22 protein-coding genes are annotated in these 17646 nt (G+C 69.0%); 9 read left to right on the top strand and 13 right to left on the bottom strand.

All coding sequences use genetic code 11. The features are described from left to right. Positions 1-54 precede the first annotated feature (54 nt). The 5 genes from O7632_RS27460 (at position 55) to ychF (ending at position 5079) form a co-directional block, all read left to right on the top strand. Positions 55-966, top strand: a complete 912-nt coding sequence (locus O7632_RS27460; RefSeq protein ID WP_278118464.1) for an ABC transporter ATP-binding protein — start codon at positions 55-57, stop codon at positions 964-966. Between the two features lie 14 nt (positions 967-980). Continuing rightward, positions 981-2690 (top strand): hypothetical protein, encoded by a 1710-nt coding sequence (locus tag O7632_RS27455; protein ID WP_278118462.1) that lies wholly within the window; start codon positions 981-983, stop codon positions 2688-2690. Positions 2691-2815: 125 nt separating this feature from the next. Next, positions 2816-3310 (top strand): hypothetical protein, encoded by a 495-nt coding sequence (locus tag O7632_RS27450; protein ID WP_278118461.1) that lies wholly within the window; start codon positions 2816-2818, stop codon positions 3308-3310. A gap of 58 nt (positions 3311-3368) precedes the next feature. After that, on the top strand, positions 3369-3863 hold the full coding sequence (locus O7632_RS27445) for a hypothetical protein (RefSeq protein ID WP_278118459.1): 495 nt from the start codon (positions 3369-3371) through the stop codon (positions 3861-3863). Between the two features lie 130 nt (positions 3864-3993). Next, positions 3994-5079, top strand: a complete 1086-nt coding sequence (gene ychF, locus O7632_RS27440; protein ID WP_278118457.1) for a redox-regulated ATPase YchF — start codon at positions 3994-3996, stop codon at positions 5077-5079. A 126-nt stretch (positions 5080-5205) separates the two neighbouring features. On the opposite strand, the gene O7632_RS27435 is transcribed toward ychF, so the two are convergent. After that, positions 5206-5397 (bottom strand): hypothetical protein, encoded by a 192-nt coding sequence (locus tag O7632_RS27435; RefSeq protein ID WP_278118455.1) that lies wholly within the window; start codon positions 5395-5397, stop codon positions 5206-5208. Continuing rightward, positions 5394-5534, bottom strand: a complete 141-nt coding sequence (locus O7632_RS27430) for a hypothetical protein (protein ID WP_278118453.1) — start codon at positions 5532-5534, stop codon at positions 5394-5396. Before O7632_RS27430 ends, O7632_RS27435 begins: the two co-directional genes overlap by 4 nt. Before the next feature lie 327 nt (positions 5535-5861). On the opposite strand from O7632_RS27430, the gene O7632_RS27425 reads away from it, so the two are divergent. Together O7632_RS27425 and O7632_RS27420 are read left to right on the top strand one after the other, a co-directional pair. Next, a complete protein-coding gene (locus O7632_RS27425; protein ID WP_278118452.1) occupies positions 5862-6137 on the top strand; it encodes a GntR family transcriptional regulator in 276 nt (91 codons plus the stop codon). 13 nt (positions 6138-6150) lie between these two features. Next, the gene (locus O7632_RS27420) at positions 6151-6591 is read left to right on the top strand and encodes a hypothetical protein (protein ID WP_278118450.1); all 441 of its coding nucleotides are present in this window, start codon (positions 6151-6153) and stop codon (positions 6589-6591) included. A gap of 23 nt (positions 6592-6614) precedes the next feature. Here the strand turns inward: O7632_RS27420 and O7632_RS27415 are convergent, their stop codons facing one another. From O7632_RS27415 to O7632_RS27400, 4 genes are all read right to left on the bottom strand, one after another. Continuing rightward, a complete protein-coding gene (locus O7632_RS27415) occupies positions 6615-7190 on the bottom strand; it encodes a Uma2 family endonuclease (protein WP_278118448.1) in 576 nt (191 codons plus the stop codon). Positions 7191-7224: 34 nt separating this feature from the next. After that, positions 7225-8598 (bottom strand): IS607 family element RNA-guided endonuclease TnpB, encoded by a 1374-nt coding sequence (gene tnpB, locus O7632_RS27410; RefSeq protein ID WP_278113181.1) that lies wholly within the window; start codon positions 8596-8598, stop codon positions 7225-7227. Beyond that, complete coding sequence (locus tag O7632_RS27405; protein WP_278118447.1) at positions 8595-9143, bottom strand: IS607 family transposase; 549 nt, start codon at positions 9141-9143, stop codon at positions 8595-8597. Before O7632_RS27405 ends, tnpB begins: the two co-directional genes overlap by 4 nt. Before the next feature lie 69 nt (positions 9144-9212). Continuing rightward, the gene (locus O7632_RS27400; protein WP_278118445.1) at positions 9213-9512 is read right to left on the bottom strand and encodes a hypothetical protein; all 300 of its coding nucleotides are present in this window, start codon (positions 9510-9512) and stop codon (positions 9213-9215) included. Positions 9513-9677: 165 nt separating this feature from the next. Between O7632_RS27400 and O7632_RS27395 the strand changes: the two genes are divergently transcribed. Further along, positions 9678-9917 carry a GntR family transcriptional regulator gene (locus O7632_RS27395; protein WP_278118443.1) on the top strand — a complete coding sequence of 80 codons (240 nt, stop codon included), beginning with the start codon at positions 9678-9680 and terminating at the stop codon, positions 9915-9917. Positions 9918-9985: 68 nt separating this feature from the next. Here O7632_RS27395 and O7632_RS27390 read toward each other — a convergent pair whose 3' ends face one another. The 3 genes from O7632_RS27390 to O7632_RS27380 form a co-directional block, all read right to left on the bottom strand. Continuing rightward, positions 9986-10573, bottom strand: a complete 588-nt coding sequence (locus tag O7632_RS27390; protein WP_278120441.1) for a hypothetical protein — start codon at positions 10571-10573, stop codon at positions 9986-9988. Positions 10574-11203: 630 nt separating this feature from the next. Next, a complete protein-coding gene (locus O7632_RS27385) occupies positions 11204-11566 on the bottom strand; it encodes a PH domain-containing protein (protein ID WP_278118441.1) in 363 nt (120 codons plus the stop codon). A gap of 40 nt (positions 11567-11606) precedes the next feature. Further along, positions 11607-11918 carry a 4a-hydroxytetrahydrobiopterin dehydratase gene (locus O7632_RS27380; protein ID WP_278118439.1) on the bottom strand — a complete coding sequence of 104 codons (312 nt, stop codon included), beginning with the start codon at positions 11916-11918 and terminating at the stop codon, positions 11607-11609. Between the two features lie 211 nt (positions 11919-12129). Between O7632_RS27380 and O7632_RS27375 the strand changes: the two genes are divergently transcribed. Beyond that, on the top strand, positions 12130-12516 hold the full coding sequence (locus tag O7632_RS27375) for a (deoxy)nucleoside triphosphate pyrophosphohydrolase (RefSeq protein ID WP_278120439.1): 387 nt from the start codon (positions 12130-12132) through the stop codon (positions 12514-12516). Positions 12517-12541: 25 nt separating this feature from the next. Here O7632_RS27375 and O7632_RS27370 read toward each other — a convergent pair whose 3' ends face one another. The 4 genes from O7632_RS27370 to O7632_RS27355 all read right to left on the bottom strand — a co-directional run bounded on the left by O7632_RS27370 (position 12542) and on the right by O7632_RS27355 (position 17383). Beyond that, the gene (locus O7632_RS27370; protein WP_278118438.1) at positions 12542-13318 is read right to left on the bottom strand and encodes a hypothetical protein; all 777 of its coding nucleotides are present in this window, start codon (positions 13316-13318) and stop codon (positions 12542-12544) included. 252 nt (positions 13319-13570) lie between these two features. Then, on the bottom strand, positions 13571-14626 hold the full coding sequence (locus O7632_RS27365) for a succinate dehydrogenase/fumarate reductase iron-sulfur subunit (RefSeq protein WP_278118436.1): 1056 nt from the start codon (positions 14624-14626) through the stop codon (positions 13571-13573). Next, entirely contained in the window at positions 14626-16563 is a 1938-nt protein-coding gene (locus O7632_RS27360; RefSeq protein WP_278118433.1) for a fumarate reductase/succinate dehydrogenase flavoprotein subunit, read from the bottom strand. Before O7632_RS27360 ends, O7632_RS27365 begins: the two co-directional genes overlap by 1 nt. Before the next feature lie 13 nt (positions 16564-16576). Then, the gene (locus O7632_RS27355) at positions 16577-17383 is read right to left on the bottom strand and encodes a hypothetical protein (RefSeq protein ID WP_278118432.1); all 807 of its coding nucleotides are present in this window, start codon (positions 17381-17383) and stop codon (positions 16577-16579) included. Between the last annotated feature and the right edge of the window lie 263 nt (positions 17384-17646).

Here is a 17646-nt window from a genome sequence, read left to right as displayed (position 1 = left end):
CGGCTGCCACCTGCGCAGACGGTAGATCAGTCGACCCGTCCCGCTAGCATGACGATGCTCACCATCGTCGCGCGAAGGGTCGTCGCAGTGCCGGGACCGGACCCGATCGTGGTACGACGGCTCCGGGTGCGTTACCGCGATTCGTCGCGGCACGCCGTCGACGATGTCTCGTTCAGCGTGCGGGCCGGTGAGATCTTCGGCCTGCTGGGGCCGAGTGGTGCCGGCAAGTCCACCACCCAAAAGGTGCTGACCCGGCTGCTACGCGGCTACCAGGGACACGCCGAGCTGCTCGGCCGGCCACTGGATCGCTGGGGTTCGGACCTGTACGAGCGGATCGGTGTCGGTTTCGAGTTGCCGGCGCACTTCGCCCGGCTGACCGCGCGGCAGAACCTGCGGGCGATCGCCGCGCTGTACCGCACCGCGACCGAGCCTGCCGACGTCCTGCTCGACCAGGTCGGGCTCTCCGCCGCCGCCGACCGGCCGGTGGCGGAGTTCTCCAAAGGCATGCAGTTGCGGCTCAACCTGGCCCGCGCGTTGCTCAACCGTCCGGAGGTGGTCTTCCTCGATGAGCCGACCTCAGGCCTGGACCCGGTGCACGCCGCCGCCGTACGGGAGTTGATCCGGAGGCAGGCCGCAGGTGGCCGTACGGTCTTCCTCACCACGCACGACATGGCAACTGCGGAACGACTCTGTGACCGGGTGGCGTTCGTCGTCGAGGGTCGGCTGGCCGCCGTGGACACGCCGCGGGGATTCCGGCTGCGGCACGGCCGGCCCACGGTCGTGGTCGAGTACCGCGACGGGGCGACCGTCGGGCGGCGCGAGTTCGACCTCGCCACGGTCGGCTCCGATCCGGCGTTCCTGGCGTTGCTGCGCGGTGGTCGGGTCGAGACCATGCACACCCGGGAAGCCAGCTTCGAAGAGGTGTTCGTCGCGGTGACCAGCGGCCGACAGCCGCCGCCCGGATGACCAGGATGACCCGGATGACCCGGATGACCCGGGTGGTCCGGGTGGTCCGGGTGGTCCGGCGGGGCAAACGGGTGGCCGGTGCGCTGCGACTGGAGTTCCACGTCGAGTGGCGCTACCGGGTGGTGGCGGTGGCCGCGATCCTGGCCGTGGGGTGGAGCGGGCTGCTGCTGGCCGTACCGGCCTCGGCGGCTCGGACGATCGGGCCGTTCGTCCTGCTGGTGGACACCGCCTCTTTCGGTGCGTTCTTCATCGCCCTGCTCGTGCTCTACGAGCGTGGCGAAGGAGCGTTCGCGGCGCTGCGGGTCACTCCACTGCGGTTCGGCGAGTACCTGGCGGTGAAGCTGATGACGCTGACCGTGCTCTCGGTGGCCAGCGCCGTACCGATCGTGGTGGCCGCCGGGCGGCCCGGTGCGCCACTGCCGACACTGCTCGGCGTGGGGCTGGCCGCGCTGGTGATCCTCAGCGTGTCGTACCTGTTGGTCCTGTCGCACCGTTCGGTGACCGGATACCTGACGGCCGCGCCGCTGGTGTTGCTGCCGGGCCTGGCGGTCCCGCTGGCGTGGCTGGCCGGGCTCGTCGACCATCCGTCCGCCTATCTGATCCCGACCACCGGGATGGCCGAGCTGATCCAGAGCGGGATCGAATCCGGCGGATGGCCACCCGGCGGCTGGTGGCGTCCGGTGCTGCTGCTCGCGTATGCCGGGGCGTGGACGGCCGGCGTGCTGGCCCTGGCCCGGCGGCGCTACCAGCGGGTCTTCTTCGATGTCGGCAGGCCGCCGGCGGGTGGGGATCCGGCGGGTGGGGATCCGTCGGGTGGGGATCCGTCGGGTGGGGATCCGTCGGGTGGGGATCCGTCGGGTGGGGAATCGTCGGGTGGGGATCCGTCGGGCCGTTCGCGTCGGCGACCCGGTAGCGGGCCGGACGGCGGGGCCGCGCGTGATGTCCGGGCGGACGGCGGACCGGCACGACGTGGTCCGTTCGGCTGGCTGGTCGCGTTCGCCCGGCTGGATCTGCGGGTCCTCGGGGCGAGTCGGCTGCTGCTGGTGCTACTGGCGGCTCCACTGCTGCTCGCGGTGGCGATCCGGATCGGATACCCGCCGGCCGTACGGCTCGTTGACGACCGGTACGGGGTGGACGCCAGCGGCCAGGCCGGCCTGCTGCTGGCGCTGCTGGTGCTGGCGCACGTACCGATCATCGGCGGGATGGTCGGCTCGTTGCTGTTGCTCGACGACGTCGACGAGCGACGGCTGTTGCTGCTGCGGGTCACCCCGGTCACCCTGGAGCGCTATCTCGGCTATCGGGCCGGTGGGGTCTGGTTGCTGACCCTGGTGGGTCTGCTCGGCGCGGTGCCGATCAGCGGGCTGGCCACGGCTGCGCTGTGGCGGCTGACTCCGGTGCTGCTGCTCGCCGCCGGTCAGGCGGTGCTGATCCTGCTGCTCGTGGCGGCGTTCGCCGCCAACAAGGTGCACGGGTTGGCGATTCTCAAACTCCTCGGTGGGGTGGTGATGGTGGCGGCGGCGGTGCCATGGTTCCCATTGCCGACGCCGCTGGTCGAGTGGCCGCTGTTGGCGGCCGTGCCGCCGATCGCGGTCAGCCTTGCCCAGCTGGCGGTGGAGTCGGGGGAGCCGGGTCTCGCGGCGGCGGCCGTTGCGGTCGGCGCCGTGGCCACGGTGGTCGTCGGCGCCGGGCTGGCCCGCCGGGCCGTGGCCCGATTCACCCGGTGATGCCGTGGCCCGATTCACCCGGTGAGACAGCTGCCGGTCGGTGACGTCCGTCGGCTGCCAGCCCGCGCGATAGCGGATAGAGTGGCTCAGTTTGGTAAACCTCGATAAAGGAGATCTTCGATACCATGCGCCGCTTCACCCGCAGCTCGACCCTGCTCCGCTCGCTGATCACCGTCGCGGTCGGCTCCGTCTTCGCGCTCGCCGCCGGTTGTGGATTCGACTCCACCCCGTCCTCCGGCGATCCTGCGGGTGGGACCAGCACGGCCACCGCAGCCGACATCCTCGCCGCTACCAACGCGGCGTGCAATCAAGCCGTTTCGATGAGCTCCGACAACGCGGCCGGGTTCAACCGGGACATCACTCGCTTCGGCGAAGCCGCCGCCAACGGGCTGGAGGTGGACCAGGCGGGCATCGACAACTTCGAAGCCCAGATGCGCGGCTGGTCGGCGACGCTCTCCTCGCTCGCCACCGGCCCCGTCGACCCCGAACTGCGTACCGCGTTGACCGAGAGTGCCGCCGCGATCGAGGCGGCCGCCGGGGCCGCTGAGGCTCCGCTGACCGAGGAGCAGATCGCCGCCGTTTCGGAGGTGCCGGAGAAGCTCCGGGCGGTCTGTGAGTAGCGACTGTGCCGCCTTCGTCCTCCATCTCGTACGGTCCTTGAGCCCGGAACGGAACCCCATGCGACGTTTCATGATCACCACGGCCATCGTCTCGTTGCTGTCGCTGGCGATGGCCGGCTGCGGCACGCAACCGCCGCCGACGGGCTATCCCACGGCCCTGCCGAGTGTCACCGCCGGATCGGCGGACACCGCCAAGTCCGACGCCGTGCACGTGGAGTCGGCGACCAGGGCCGCGTGCGAGTCGGCGATCCCGCTCAGCGAGGAGCGGGCGGCCACCATCGAGCAGGACCTGACCGGCCTTGCCGAAGCGGCGGCCGAGGGCGGTGAAGCCGCCGAGACCATCGAAGCCAACGTCCGGGGCAAGCTCGGCGGCTGGTCGCAGATGCTCAGCGTGCTCGCCACGGGTCCGCTGGAGGAAGACCTCAAGCAGGTGCTGATCGACGGCTCCGCCTTCGTCGACCAGATCAACGACCCGGACGGTGCCGTGCCGACGGACGAGGCGATCGCCGGCGTACAGAAGCTCGCCGCCGACATCAAGGCGGCCTGCGCCTGATCCTGGCGGCCCGGCTCCTGTCTGCTCTGGTCGGCTCCGGTCCGCTCCGGCCAGCCCTCGGGCGGGCGCTGCCCGGTGCCGCCGGTGCGGTATGCGGCACCCGACCGGACGCTGCGTAGACTCGTCCGACGTGAGTCTCACCATCGGCATCGTCGGCCTGCCCAACGTCGGCAAGAGCACCCTGTTCAACGCGCTGACCAAGAACGACGTGCTCGCGGCGAACTACCCGTTCGCCACGATCGAGCCCAATGTCGGCGTGGTCGGGTTGCCGGACAGTCGGCTGGACAAGCTGGCGGAGATCTTCGGCTCGCAGAAGATCCTGCCCGCGCCGGTGTCGTTCGTCGACATCGCCGGCCTGGTGCGGGGCGCGTCCAAGGGGCAGGGCCGGGGCAACGCATTCCTGGCGAACATCCGGGACGCCTCGGCGATCTGCCAGGTCGTCCGGGTCTTCTCCGATCCCAATGTGGTGCACGTCGACGGCAAGGTGTCGCCGGGCGACGACATCGAGACGATCAACACCGAGCTGATCCTGGCCGATCTGCAGACCCTGGAGAAGGCGCTGCCCCGGTTGGAGAAGGAAGCCCGGCTCCGCAAGGACCGGGCGGCGATCCACGCCGCCGCCAAGGCCGCCGCCGAGCTGCTCAACGGCGGGACCACGTTGTACGCGGGGGCGAGCGCCGCCGGCATCGACGCGGCCGAGCTGCGCGAGCTGCACCTGCTTACCACCAAGCCGTTCCTGTACGTCTTCAACGTCGACGAGGACGAGTTGGGCAACGCCGGACTGCTGGACGAGCTGCGGGCGTTGGTCGCCCCGGCCGAGGCGGTCTTCATGGACGCCAAGATCGAATCCGAGTTGATCGACCTGCCCGACGACGAGGCGCTGGAGCTGCTGGAGTCGACCGGGCAGGCCGAGCCGGGGCTCAACCAGCTGATCCGGGTCGGCTTCCGTACCCTCGGGCTGCAGACGTACCTCACCGCCGGGCCGAAGGAAGCGCGGGCCTGGACCATCCCGGTCGGGGCGACCGCGCCGGAAGCCGCCGGGGTGATCCACTCCGACTTCCAGCGCGGCTTCATCAAGGCCGAGATCGTCTCGTACGACGACCTGGTCGCGGCCGGGACGATGGCGGCGGCCAAGGCGGCCGGCAAGGTCCGGATCGAGGGCAAGGAGTACGTCATGCAGGACGGCGACGTCGTCGAGTTTCGCTTCAACGTGTAGCGCGACAAGTGAGCGGTCGGGCGGCTCCTCTGTGCGGCGCGGTCGAGCCTGCTCGGGCCACCTGACCCATACGGACGACGGAGTCCCGGCCATCGGCCGGGACTCCGTGCGTCGAGTGCGTTCGGCTCAGCTCCGGCAGTAGTACGACTCGTACTCGTACAGCACCGTCCGACCCTCCCCCCGGTCGCGCTCGGAGAGGGTCAGACGGTCGACAGCCACCTTGACCAGCTGTCCCGTTGCGCCGGAACCCGCGTCACACCACACCTCGACCATGTCCGTCGTCGGCAGTTCACGTGGGCAGATCGCCAGGATCGTCACGGCGGACGCCCTTCGCCCGGACCGGTGAGATCGAACCGGGTCGGTACGGCGGCTCGATCCCGGCGGGACAACTCGGGGCGGTGGTACGACCGGGACAGCGGACGTTGCGCGCTGTCCCGGTCGGTGGCCTCGAACAACCAAAGCGTTCTCCGCCCGGTCGGTGACAGGACTCTCTCCGGGCGCGTAGCGCGCCAACAGTCGGGTCGGTGGGGGTTCGGCCGGTTGGGCCGGGTCGGGGAAACTGTTCATGGGTCGCCTCCTCGTAGGCGATCAAGGCCCCGGGTTGGCGTGTCCGCGCCGCTCGGGGCCGTTTCGTACGGGCGCATCCCTGGGCGGTCCGAGTGATCCGTGGCCGGTCAGCGACGCGCCCCGGGGACACCACGAGTCTAGAAGTCCTAGTCTTCATACGTCTAGATACGTATGAAGTTGCTGCGGCTCGTGATGGCACGTCTAACGTCCGCACCATGGACGTGGGCGGAGCCAACGGCGGGAGCGCGGACCCGGACGCGGTGATCGACCATAAGGGGCCGGTTCCGCCGTATCGCCAGCTCGCGGCCATCCTCAAGGCCCGGATCGGGCGTGGAGACTGGGCACCCGGACGGGCTGTCCCGGCGGAGTCCCGATTGGTCCAGGAGTACGGGGTGGCCCGCTCGACGGTCCGCCGATCGATCGCGCTCCTGGTGGACGAAGGTGTCGTGTTCGTGGTTCCACAACGAGGGACTTACGTCGCCCAGCGTTGACACACTAGGGGTCATGGGTGAGAAGGCCTTCGACATCGGGAAAGAGACGGCGGCGCGGGTGAGCCGCTCGCTGCCGGAGGAGACCACCGAGGCGATCCGGGCGAGGGTCGGCGAGCGCCAGTTCTCCGCGTCCGCCGGGGCAATGGAGCGGGAACTACGCGGGCAGTTACTTGACGAGTACCTGGCGGACTACGAGAGCCGACAAGGTCCGGTCTCCGAGCAGGCGCGTCATCGGGCTCGCCTCGTCTTTGACGAGGTGTTCGCCGAGGAAAGCACCGACTCCGGCTACCTGGCCGAGGCAGAGCGGGCCGAGGCAGAGCGGGCCGAGCGGCGCAGGCTCCTCCGAGAGGAGCTGGACCGCTATCAAGCTGAATATGGAACGTTCACCGACGAGGAGATGACCGAGGCTCGGGTGCTCCTGCACGGGACCGACGAGACGGATCGCTCGGTGTGAGCCTCAATTCACTCGTACCCGGTTCAGGTCTTACGACCAGGTACCAGCCTGTCCAGATCCAGCGTGAGCTCGAAAGGCGTCGTGATCCGCAGCTCGTGACGGTGAATCCCGGTCGCCACGTACGCCCGGGTGGGTTCGTCGAGTTCGTAGGCGTGGACCACTGGTGATCGGTCCTCGTCCTCGACGCGCCAGTAGTGCGGGATGCCGGCTTCCGCGTACTTGCGCAGTTTGACCGTCCGGTCGCGGTGAGCCGACTCCGGCGACACCACCTCCACGACTAGGAGGATCTCCTCGGGCGTGTAGAAGGTGCGGTCCGGGTCGTAGTAAGGCGCCCTCGTGGCGAGGAGATCGGGTTCGGGGCGGTTCCGTTCGTCGAGCCGAATCGTCATCTCCCGCTCGACCTCGACGCCTGGAGATGCCTGCTCACCGAGGGCGACCACCAGGTTGGTGACGAGCCGGCTGTGCCAAGCTCGCTGGGGAACCAGCCTGAAGACGAGTGCTCCGTCGATTAGTTCGGTGTGACGCGGTGCCTCGGGCAGGTGGTCCAAGTCGTCGGCGTACCACCCCTCCGGGCGGGGCGGGCGCATCCATTCGGGCACCCGCAGTCAATGTTCTTCACCGTACCGTTACCTCTCAGTGGGCTTTAGTGAGCGCACGGTTGGTAGTCCTGCCTTGCGGTAGGACGGTCCCGGTCTGATCCGCTTGAGCGGTGCCGGGTTCACGCTTCACGGCCACCTGCCCGCGTGTGCGGGTCTTCTGGTCGGCTCCACGTGCTGCCACCGGGCCACTCCCGGCGGTTGCCGCCGCAAGGGCGGCCAGGTTCACAGCGGCGTTGCGGTCACGGTCGATGACTAGACCGCACGCCTCACACCGGTATTCACGCTCGGACAGGGCCAGCTTGGTTTTCACCGTGCCACAGCCCGAGCAGGTCTTGCTGGACGGGTACCAGCGGTCGGCCACCACAAGCCGGCCGCCGTTCCATCCGGTCTTGTACGCCAACTGGCGGCGGATCTCCGAGAATCCGGCGTCGGCGACGTGCCGAGCCAACCGCCGGTTGCGCAGCATGCCGGTGACGTTGAGGTCTTCCACCACAACGGTGCCGTACGTCGTGGCGAGTCGGGTGGTGAGCTTGTGCAGCCCGTCACGGCGCAGATGAGCGACCCGGGCGTGAGCGCGACCGAGCCGGCTCGCGGCCCGTTCCCACCGCTTCGAGGGACGTCGTCCGGTACGCCGGTCCGGGCCCTGCTTGCGCGACAGCGTCCGGCCGAGCGCATGCATCCGTTGCCGCGCGGCCACGAGGTGGCGCGGGTTGTCGACCAACTCGCCGGTGGACAGCACCGCGAGATGCCGGATACCGACGTCCACACCAACCACCGAGCCGGGTCGGGCCGGGCTGCGTTCGGCGCGTTCGACCTCGACGGTGAACGACACATGCCACCGTCCGCCATCACGACGCACTGTCGCGGACATGATCCGGGCGGTGCCGGCTTCAATACGGCGGGCGAGCTTGCGGGCGGACTCGTGCAACTTCAACCGGCCCAGCCGGGGTAGCACCACGTGCATCTTGTCCGGTTCGACCCGGATCGCCCCGGTGGTGAACCGCACGCTGGGCGTGGTACGGCGGCGGGACTTGAACCGGGGGAAACCCGACGGCCGACCGGCGCGTTTCCCGCTGCGGGAGTCAGTCCAGTTCTTCAACCCGCGAGCGAGCGCGTCGAGGCCGGTGTTGAACGCCTCCTTCGACACCTCACCCCACCACGGCGCGACGTCGGGCTTCGCGGCGTTCCAGGCCTTCCGAAGACCGGCCAGCGACCAGGACAGTGATGGCGTTAGCAACTCGTCTGGTACGCCGTAGGAGCGTTCGGCGATGCGCTGGTCCATGACCGCCTTGACCTTCGCGAGCGCCCAGTTGTGGGCGAGCCGGGCGGCCCCAGCGTGTGCAAGGACGTCGCGTTCCTGGCGCGAGGTGAGGTCGAGGGCGAACCGGTACGCCTGGATCGTTTTCACGCCGGGCCACTCTCGGTGGCGGCTTCGACCGCCCGGCGGGCACGGTTCGCGGCAGCGCGACGCCCGTACAGGCGGGCGCACAACGACGTCAGGATCTCCGTCACGTCGCGGACCAGATCATCGTCGACCTCAGCCGGGTCGACCACCAGCAGTCGGCGGCCCTGCGCGGCCAGCGCCGCCTCAACGTACTCGGCCCCGAACCGGGCGAACCGGTCCCGATGCTCAACCACGATCGTTGCCACCTTCGGGTCGCGCAGCAGCGCGAGGAACTTCTTGCGGTGCCCGTTCAACGCGGATCCAACCTCGGTCACCACCCGGTCGACGCCGAGTTTCTGCCCGGTGGCCCACACGGTGACCCGGGCGACTTGCCGGTCCAGGTCGGGTTTCTGATCGGCTGAGGACACCCGGGCGTACACCACGGTCTGCCCCGTCTCGGCCGACGTGCCGGTGACCGGCTCACCGACCATGATCAGTCGACCGATCCGGTAGGTGGGAACAGGCAGCGTCCCGGCTGCGTACTGTCGCCGAATCGAGGTGAGGCTCATCCACCCTACGATCGCCAGGTGACGTGGACGGGCCTCACCTCGATGACGTAGCGGGGTGCCGACGTCCGGTCAGCCTTGGTGGTGGGACGTCGCCAGTCGGTAGAGGGCGGTGGCCCCTTCGCCGCTGTCGATCTCCGCCAGCCGGAGTCGGTCGACGGCGACGTCTGCCCGCTCGCCGGTCCCACCTGAGCCGGCGTCCACCCAGATCCGCACCGTCCCGTACGCCGGCAACTCTCTCGGCCCGGCGACCAGGATCCCCCTTTTCTGGCTGGTAGGCCCATCGCCGGGAGCGTTCCCCTTGGTCGCTGGCAGTGCGGGTGGAGCCTTGGGATCGCTGATAGGCGGGGGTGTTTCGGGCAGAATGCTCACGGGCGCGACCTCGCTTCGCGTCAAGGCCCTCGGCAAGCGCTGCTACGCGAGCCGAGGGCCGCTCTGTATGAGTGGCGTCGACGCTAGTACAGCCTGTTCAGCATGTCCATAGAACGGATGAGATAGACAGCTGGGCGTGGCTATACAGGTGGCAGCCTGTTAGGCATGATCGACCCTTGGTCGCCGCGTTCGTTCGCCGAGCAGGTGGCCGACGCCCTGAAGGCGAGGATCGACAGCGGCGAGTGGCCGCCCGGGCACAAGCTGCCCGGCGAGGTGACGCTGGCGCAGACGTACGGCGTGGCGCGCGGCACCGTGCGCGCCGCGCTGGACGTGCTCCGCGAGGGAGGCCGGGTGGTCACCTTCACCGGGCGCGGCACATTCGTCACCCCGGACAAGCAATCCTGAGGTAAGCACGCGCCGAAGGGCCGGACCCCGGGTACGGGGTCCGGCCCTTCGGTCCTGGCTGGTGGTGGTCAGCTGTTCCAGTGGGCGGCGACGATCTCGGCGGCCTGGGTCTCCCACTGGGCATAGTGGAACGGGTACGCCGACACCTGGACCTTCTGCGCGGCGTCGGTCAGCGGCATGTCCTGCCAGCCGTCGACTCCCTTGAGGCCGTTGAGGAACGCGGTGGTGGAGTACTCGACGTCGGTGATCTGCTCGACGGTGCCCCAGCCGGAGGAGGGGCGCTGCTGGAACAGGCCCTGCGAGTCGTGGTCGTTGCGCTCGCCGAGGTGGCCGAGGTTCTCCAGCTTGGATTCCTGCAGGGCGGTGGCGATGGCGACGACGGCGGCGCGTTCGTCCATGCCGGCCTTCTTGGTGGCGGCGATGATGCCCTTGGCGTTGTCGGTCTGTTCGGCGGTCAGGTCGATTCGGGACTGCTGGCCCTGCACACCGTGCGGGATGAGCTTGCTGGTGTCGACCCCGCTGGCGGCAGCGGCCGACGCCGGGGCGGCGAGGCTGGTGGGGGCGTGGTCGGCGGCCAGCGCGGGGCCGGCGATCGCGCCGCCGGCAAGCGTGAGGCCGGCGATGCCGAGGGCGGTGGTGCGCAGGCTGGTACGCAGGGTGCGGCTGATGATCGTGGTCATGGGGGGTCCACCTTCCGTTTCCGGGGGTTGCGCACCTCGGTGCGGGCGGGTGCGCGGTAAACGGTCATCCGGGTGGTACGGGGTGATTTTCAGGTGCGCGATATGCGCGGGATCGTGTCGCATCACGTACGCGGAGGCCCGGACGCACCGGGTGCCTGTCCGGTGCCGGGCGCTTGCTGCTGCGCGTCGTGACCATGTACAACCACGCGGGCCGGTCGGTCATTCCCCCGGGCGGCTCGCGGGCCGTCGGCGCGTCTGCACAGTCCCGACGGCCCGCTCACGGGCCTGACGCCGCGCGCCTCGCGGTAGGGCGGGGGTGCGTGGCTCGACCATGTGTAACGACCCCGCCCCGTCGACGATTCCCCACCCATCCGGCGGCCGGCTGCCGCGCTTGGCGCCGCACCAACCCGGCGGGCGGAGCGGCTCGGACCGGACCGGACCGGACACCGCACGATGTGAGGCTGAGACCCGGCGCGATGCGGACACGCACTGGCGCTGCGACGTACGGGACAGCTGATCCGAAGGGTGGAGCAGACAGCTCGGCGTTACAACCAGGGTCCAGCCGGGTCTTCTCGCGCAAAACGACCACAATCGGCGAATGGTCGGTTACGAGATGTAGTGCAGGATCACGTTGTGGACGTGGTGGGCCTTCTGGTCGCCCCGGAACTCGACCTCGTAGGTGTGGGTGCCGACGTGGATGGCGATCGCCCCGGTGGAGAAGAACGAGCCGCCCCACGACTTGTTGCTGACCACGCTCACGCTGGTCACCTTGGAGTACGGGATGCTGGTGATGGCGAACTTCTTGCCGACGAAGGACTTGTCCTGGATGATCACGCGTCGGTCGGTCAGGCCGATGAAGCCGGTGCCGGTGCCGATCGCGTCGTAGACCGCGATCACCTGTTCCCCGTCGAGCAGGCCGCTCTGGATCTGCTGAAGCTGCTCGCGCCGGTCGTACGTCACGTTCGCCATGGAGGCAAGGGTAGGCAGGTCCGGCAACCACGGATCGTGGTCAGCTGGTGCCGACGATGATCCGGTAGGCCTCCTCGATCCGGGCGGCGAGCGCCACGTCGCCTTCGGTGATCTTGTCGCCGTTGAGGGAGCCGAGGATGATCTCGGTCTGTCCGTCGGCTCGGCGTACGTCGGGCCGAAGGTGCAGGGCATCGGCCGCCACCTTGATCCGCTCGGTGAGCTCGGCGTGCTGGCTGTCGTCAAGATCGAGAGTGCGGTGGATCTGCTGCCCGTCCTGCCGCCAGCCCGCCAGCTGAGTCAACGCGTCGCTAAGGTAGTCGCGGCCGGCCCGGCCGGTCCAGAGCGCTCGCAAAGCCACCCCTCCCAGGCGTCGTTGCCGGCTTGTGGCCAAATTGTCGCCGTCCTGTGTCTTGATTGGTGGTCCTCAGTCTTACCTCTAAGTGGCCGGGTGTCCACGTCCACCTTTCCGGCATCTGCTGTCCTAGCAGACAGCAGGGTTACCCGAATTGCTGATTGATCTGGCAGGCTGACTCGCTGTGCGAACGCAACGAGGCAGGCAGCGGGTGGTGGTCGGCGCCGCCATCCTGCTCGATGGCCGGGTCCTGGCCTGCGCGCGCTCCCATCCGCCGGAGGTCGCCGGCAAGTGGGAGTTTCCGGGCGGAAAGGTAGAGGACGGTGAATCGGAGCACGAAGCGCTGATCCGTGAATGCCGGGAGGAACTGGGCGTTACCGTCGCTGTCGGTGACCGAGTCGGTGCGGACGTACCGCTGGCTCGTGGCTGGTCGGTGCTGCGGGTGTATCAGGCCCGGCTGCGTGGCGACGGGCGGCCGCAGGCGTTCGAGCACGCCGCCCTGCGCTGGCTGTCCGCCGACGAGCTCGACGACGTGACCTGGCTGCCCGCCGACGTACCGATCGTGGCCGCCCTGCGGCCACTGCTCGCCGACTCGTGAGCTGGCGACATCGAGCTGAAAGGGCTCAGCTGGTGACCTCGACCCGGAAGGAGTTCGAGGCCAGCCCGGTGCCGTTGCGCCAGATCTCGAAGCCGGCTTCGACACCGCTGAGGTACCAGTCACGGTCGAGGTAGCCTCGGCCGATCGCGTCGCGGGTGAACGCGGCCAGCTCGACGTCGTCGACCCGGTCGGTCGGGTCGACCCGCACGTATGCGATGTAGTTCCAGTGCCAGTCGGCGTAGTAGACGTCCCAGACCGCCCCGGCCAGCGCCACGTCGCGGGCGACCAGGGTGCCGGCTGGTCGGGCTCCGCCGGCCCGGTCGAGCCACACCATCAGTTCGGCGCCGTCGGGGGAGCGGCGCACGTCGGCGCTGGTGTGGAACCACAGGTCGTACGTCGCGTTCCAGCGACCGTCGGCGTCGGCGGTGTCGATCCGCCAGCTCGACCGGGCGGCCCGGATGTCGCGTACCTTGATCGGCAGACCGCTGTCGAGGGTGCAGTTGCCCCAGTGGCAGCCTTGATAGATCGTCGGGTACGCGGCCGCCGATCCGGTGCGCTTGTCGTGTTCGGAGTGGCTGACGGTGAATCCGCCGTCCTGGTCGACCGTCAGACACTGCGCGGTGTCAGCACCCCAGACGTTGTTCATCACCACGTGTCGTTTGCCGGCGATGTCGATCGCGTCGGTCCGGCCGCAGAGTTCGCTGGCGTCCGCGTTCGGTGCGAGCCAGACGACGGTGACGCCGAGGGCGATGGCTGTGGCGAGGATTATCGAAGGCAGGCGGTAGCGCCGCAGCGATGGCATGGTCGTGGAGCTCCTTTGGCGGGCAGCCCGCGAGGCGGACTGATGCCGTGGGCTCGGCGGCCCGACACCGCCCACGACGGGACGATCGGTGAGATCAGCTCCCGGCTCCGCGAAGGATGTTACGACTGTCGATCTGTGCCGGCAACCCTACGACGATCGCCCACCTGGTACTCCAAGCACCGGGTGGGGCGATCGTCGGCTGTGCCGGGGGTGCTGGCCGCGTCAGCGGTCCTGCGTCGGGTGCTGGCCGCGTCAGCGGTCCTGGTCGGGGTGGTGGTAGTTGAGCGACTTGTCCGGCAGCGGGAAGGTGACGTCCTCGCCGAACGGCGACGGCGCGGCCGGCTTGTCGAACGCCAACTCGCTGATCGGCAGGTGCCCCTTCTCGTCCACGGCGGCGGCCTGCGGCCGGGGTACCTGGCGGTGCCAGTTCACTCCGCGCGCGGCGTCGGCCGTGGCACTGTGGTCGCCGTCGGCCGGCCGACCGGCCGCCGCGACGGTAGCCGGCTGGTCGAGGCCGGACTTGCCGAGCGTCGACCCGTCGTCGGCGGCACCGTTGTGTCCACGACGGAAGATCTTGCTACCGAGCCACACCAGGGGATCGTACCGCCGGTCGACGACCCGTTCCTTCATCGGGATGATCGCGTTGTCGGTGATCTTGATGTGTTCCGGGCAGACCTCGGTGCAGCACTTGGTGATGTTGCAGTAGCCCAGACCCTGCGACGCCTGGGCGTACTCCTTGCGGTCGGTCCTGGTGTCCAACGGGTGCATGTCCAGCTCGGCGGTACGGATGAACACCCGTGGCCCGGAGAACGCCTTCTTGTTGTCGTCGTGATCACGCACGACGTGGCAGGTGTTCTGACACAGGAAGCACTCGATGCACTTGCGGAACTCCTGGGAGCGTTCCACGTCGACCTGTTGCATCCGGTATTCGCCCGGCGCCAGATCCTCCGGCGGGCTGAACGCCGGCGTCTCCAGCGACTTCTGGTAGTTGAACGACACGTCGGTCACCAGGTCCCGGATCACCGGGAAGGTCCGCAGCGGGGTGACGCTGATCGTCTCGTTCTCCTCGAAGGTCGACATCCGGGTCATGCACCCCAGCCGGGGCATGCCGTTGATCTCCATCGAGCAGGAGCCGCACTTGCCGGCCTTGCAGTTCCACCGGCAGGCCAGGTCCGGAGCCTCGGTCGCCTGCAGCCGGTGGATGACGTCGAGGACGACCTCGCCCTCGTTCACCTCGACCTGGTAGTCCTGCAGCTCGCCGCCGGTCTCGTCGCCCCGCCACACCTTGAAGTGGCGCTTGGTCCCCATCAGTTGTCCGCCTCCTCAGCGAGCGCGTCCTGTGCCAGCGCGTCGAACTCCACGAGTTCCTCGTCGGTCAGATACTTGGCGAGCTCCGCCCGGTCGAAGAGCTGGATCAGCTCGGGGCGCATCGTGGGCAACGGCTTGCGTTCGAGTGTCACCGTGTCGCCGTCAAGCGCGCAGACCAGGTTGACCGTGCGCCACTGCGGCGCCATCGTCGGGTGGTCCTCGCGGGTGTGCCCGCCGCGTGACTCGGTACGCTCCAGCGCCGCCTTGGCGGTGCACTCCGACACCACCAGCATGTTGCGCAGATCCAGCGCCAGGTGCCAGCCCGGGTTGTAGCGTCGGCCGCCGGCCGCGCTCACCTTGGCCACCCGTTCGCGCAGCTCGGTCAGCTTGACCAGCGACTCCGCCAGCTCGCCCTCGCGCCGGATGATGCCGACCAGGTCGCCCATCACCGCCTGCAGATCCTGCTGCAGGGTGTACGGGTTCTCCCCGGTGTCGCGCGACAGCGGGGCCAGGGCCTGGTCCACCGCTTCCTCGACGTCGGCCGGTGCCACCTTGGGCCGCCGGTCCAGTTCGCCGACGTACGCCGCAGCGTGCTCGCCGGCCCGCTTGCCGAAGACCAGCAGGTCGGACAGGGAGTTGCCGCCGAGCCGGTTGGAGCCGTGCATGCCACCGGAGACCTCACCGGCGGCGAACAGGCCACTGATCCGACCGGCCGCAGCGGCGGTGTCCGGGTCGACCTCGACGCCACCCATCACGTAGTGGCAGGTCGGTCCGACCTCCATCGGCTGCTTGGTGATGTCGACGTCGGCCAGCTCCTTGAACTGGTGGTACATCGACGGCAGCCGGCGGCGGATCTCCTCGGCCGGTAGCCGGCTGGCGATGTCCAGCAGCACGCCGCCGGATTCCGTACCCCGGCCGGCCTTGACCTCGCTGTTGATCGCCCGGGCGACCTCGTCGCGGGGCAGCAGCTCCGGCGGACGCCGGTTGTTGTCCGGGTCGGTGTACCAGCGGTCGGCTTCCTCCTCGGTCTCCGCGTACTGCTTGCGGAACACGTCGGGGACGTAGTCGAACATGAACCGTTTGCCGTCGGTGTTGCGCAGCACGCCGCCGTCGCCCCGGACCGATTCGGTGACCAGGATGCCCTTGACCGACGGCGGCCAGACCATGCCGGTCGGGTGGAACTGCAGGAACTCCATGTTGATCAGGGTCGCGCCGGCCCGCAGGGCGAGCGCGTGCCCGTCGCCGGTGTACTCCCACGAGTTGGAGGTCACCTTGTACGACTTGCCGACCCCGCCGGTGGCCAGCACCACGGCCGGCGCCTCGAAGAGCACGAACTCTCCGCTCTCCCGGTAGTAGCCGAACGCGCCGGCGACCCGGGGGCCGTCCGGCCCGTCCTCCAGCATCAGCTCGGTGATGGTGGTCTCGGCGAAGACCTTGATCCGGGCGTCGTGGACGCCGTACTCCCGCTTGTCTTCCTGTTGCAGCGAGACGATCTTCTGCTGCAGGGTACGGATCAGCTCCAGGCCGGTGCGGTCACCGACGTGGGCAAGTCGCGGATACTCGTGACCGCCGAAGTTGCGCTGCGAGATCTTGCCGTCCTTCGTACGGTCGAACAGCGCGCCGTACGTCTCCAGCTCCCAGATCCGCTGCGGTGACTCCTTGGCGTGCAGCTCGGCCATCCGGAAGTTGTTGAGGAACTTGCCGCCGCGCATGGTGTCGCGGAAATGCACCTGCCAGTTGTCGCGGCTGTTGACGTTGCCCATCGCCGCCGCCGCGCCGCCCTCGGCCATCACCGTGTGCGCCTTGCCGAACAGCGACTTGGAGATGATCGCGGTACGTTTGCCGGCCAGCCGGGCCTCGATCGCCGCCCGCAGCCCGGCGCCACCGGCACCGATGACCACGACGTCGTAGTGGTGTCGTTCGATTCGGGTAGTCATATCGTCCAAGCCCTTAGTTGAAGAACCGCAGGTCGCCGAACCAGCCGGCGGACAGCGCCATCACGTAGAAGTCGGTCAGCGCCAGCGTGCCGAGGGTGATCCAGGCCAGCTGCATGTGCCGGACGTTGAGCTTGGAGATGAACGTCCAGGCCCGGTAGCGCACCGGGTGCTTGGAGAAGTGCTTCAGCCGGCCGCCGGCGATGTGCCGGCAGGAGTGGCAGGACAGCGTGTACGCCCACAGCATGATCACGTTGCCGAGCAGGATGACGTTGCCCAGGCCGACGCCGAAGCCGTTCTCGCCGTCGAAGGCGAGGACCGCGTCCCAGGTGTTGATCAGCGAGATGATCGCGGCGGCGTAGAAGGCGTAGCGGTGCACGTTCTGGAAGACCAGCGGGAAGCGGGTCTCGCCGGTGTAGCGCTGGTGGCCGTCCGGCACCGCGCAGGCTGGCGGGCTCAGCCAGAACGCCCGGTAGTAGGCCTTGCGGTAGTAGTAGCAGGTCAGCCGGAACAGCAGCAGGAACGGCAGGGTCAGCGCCGCGTCCGGGATGATCCACCAGCCGGGTAGGAACCGGCCGAAGTGCGCCGCTTCGGGAACACACCGTTCCGTGACGCAGGGTGAATAGAACGGGGTCAGGTAGTGGTGCTCCTGGACCCAGTAGAAGTCGTGCATGAATACCCGGACGGTGGCGTAGGTGACCCAGGCACCGAGTCCGATGACGGTGATCAGCGGGGGCAGCCACCACCGGTCGGTGCGCAACGTCTTCGCCGTGATGGCGGCGCGCGCCCGCGCCTGCCCCGGCATCGTTGCCGTAGTCGTCATCCTGTCTCCCTGACGGGGCCCGACCCGCAGAAGGCGGACCCGGATATCTTCGGCCGGTCCGTGGCGAGCGGGGCAGAGCCCGTGCTGCCGTGCGACCGCGTGCTCCAGCCTGCGCCGTGCCCACGGTGGGGTCGGCGCAGTTCGGTGCACACGTTACGCCGCGTACCGGTGGACGTATGCGCAAGGGAGTCTTGCCGGTATCGCGTCGGTTACGAAAGCCCGGCCTGCCCGTCGGGGCGTGGATGTGCAGAAGCTCACTGAGT

The organism is Solwaraspora sp. WMMD406 (assembly GCF_029626025.1).
Lineage (GTDB): Bacteria > Actinomycetota > Actinomycetes > Mycobacteriales > Micromonosporaceae > Micromonospora_E.
Note: the sequence above shows the minus strand (reverse complement) of the source record. Positions and strands in the feature narration are given on the sequence as shown.

What these genes read in the sequence shown, in the direction of transcription:
- O7632_RS27370 (WP_278118438.1), bottom strand. Translation starts at nt 13,318, where the DNA reads ATGCCATCGCTGCGGCGCTACCGCCTGCCTTCGATAATCCTCGCCACA.
- O7632_RS27365 (WP_278118436.1), bottom strand. Translation starts at nt 14,626, where the DNA reads ATGGGGACCAAGCGCCACTTCAAGGTGTGGCGGGGCGACGAGACCGGC.
- O7632_RS27385 (WP_278118441.1), bottom strand. Translation starts at nt 11,566, where the DNA reads ATGGCGAACGTGACGTACGACCGGCGCGAGCAGCTTCAGCAGATCCAG.
- O7632_RS27460 (WP_278118464.1), top strand. Translation starts at nt 55, where the DNA reads ATGCTCACCATCGTCGCGCGAAGGGTCGTCGCAGTGCCGGGACCGGAC.
- O7632_RS27425 (WP_278118452.1), top strand. Translation starts at nt 5,862, where the DNA reads ATGGACGTGGGCGGAGCCAACGGCGGGAGCGCGGACCCGGACGCGGTG.
- O7632_RS27455 (WP_278118462.1), top strand. Translation starts at nt 981, where the DNA reads ATGACCCGGATGACCCGGGTGGTCCGGGTGGTCCGGGTGGTCCGGCGG.
- O7632_RS27450 (WP_278118461.1), top strand. Translation starts at nt 2,816, where the DNA reads ATGCGCCGCTTCACCCGCAGCTCGACCCTGCTCCGCTCGCTGATCACC.
- O7632_RS27445 (WP_278118459.1), top strand. Translation starts at nt 3,369, where the DNA reads ATGCGACGTTTCATGATCACCACGGCCATCGTCTCGTTGCTGTCGCTG.
- O7632_RS27420 (WP_278118450.1), top strand. Translation starts at nt 6,151, where the DNA reads ATGGGTGAGAAGGCCTTCGACATCGGGAAAGAGACGGCGGCGCGGGTG.
- O7632_RS27360 (WP_278118433.1), bottom strand. Translation starts at nt 16,563, where the DNA reads ATGACTACCCGAATCGAACGACACCACTACGACGTCGTGGTCATCGGT.
- O7632_RS27395 (WP_278118443.1), top strand. Translation starts at nt 9,678, where the DNA reads ATGATCGACCCTTGGTCGCCGCGTTCGTTCGCCGAGCAGGTGGCCGAC.
- O7632_RS27405 (WP_278118447.1), bottom strand. Translation starts at nt 9,143, where the DNA reads ATGAGCCTCACCTCGATTCGGCGACAGTACGCAGCCGGGACGCTGCCT.
- O7632_RS27355 (WP_278118432.1), bottom strand. Translation starts at nt 17,383, where the DNA reads ATGACGACTACGGCAACGATGCCGGGGCAGGCGCGGGCGCGCGCCGCC.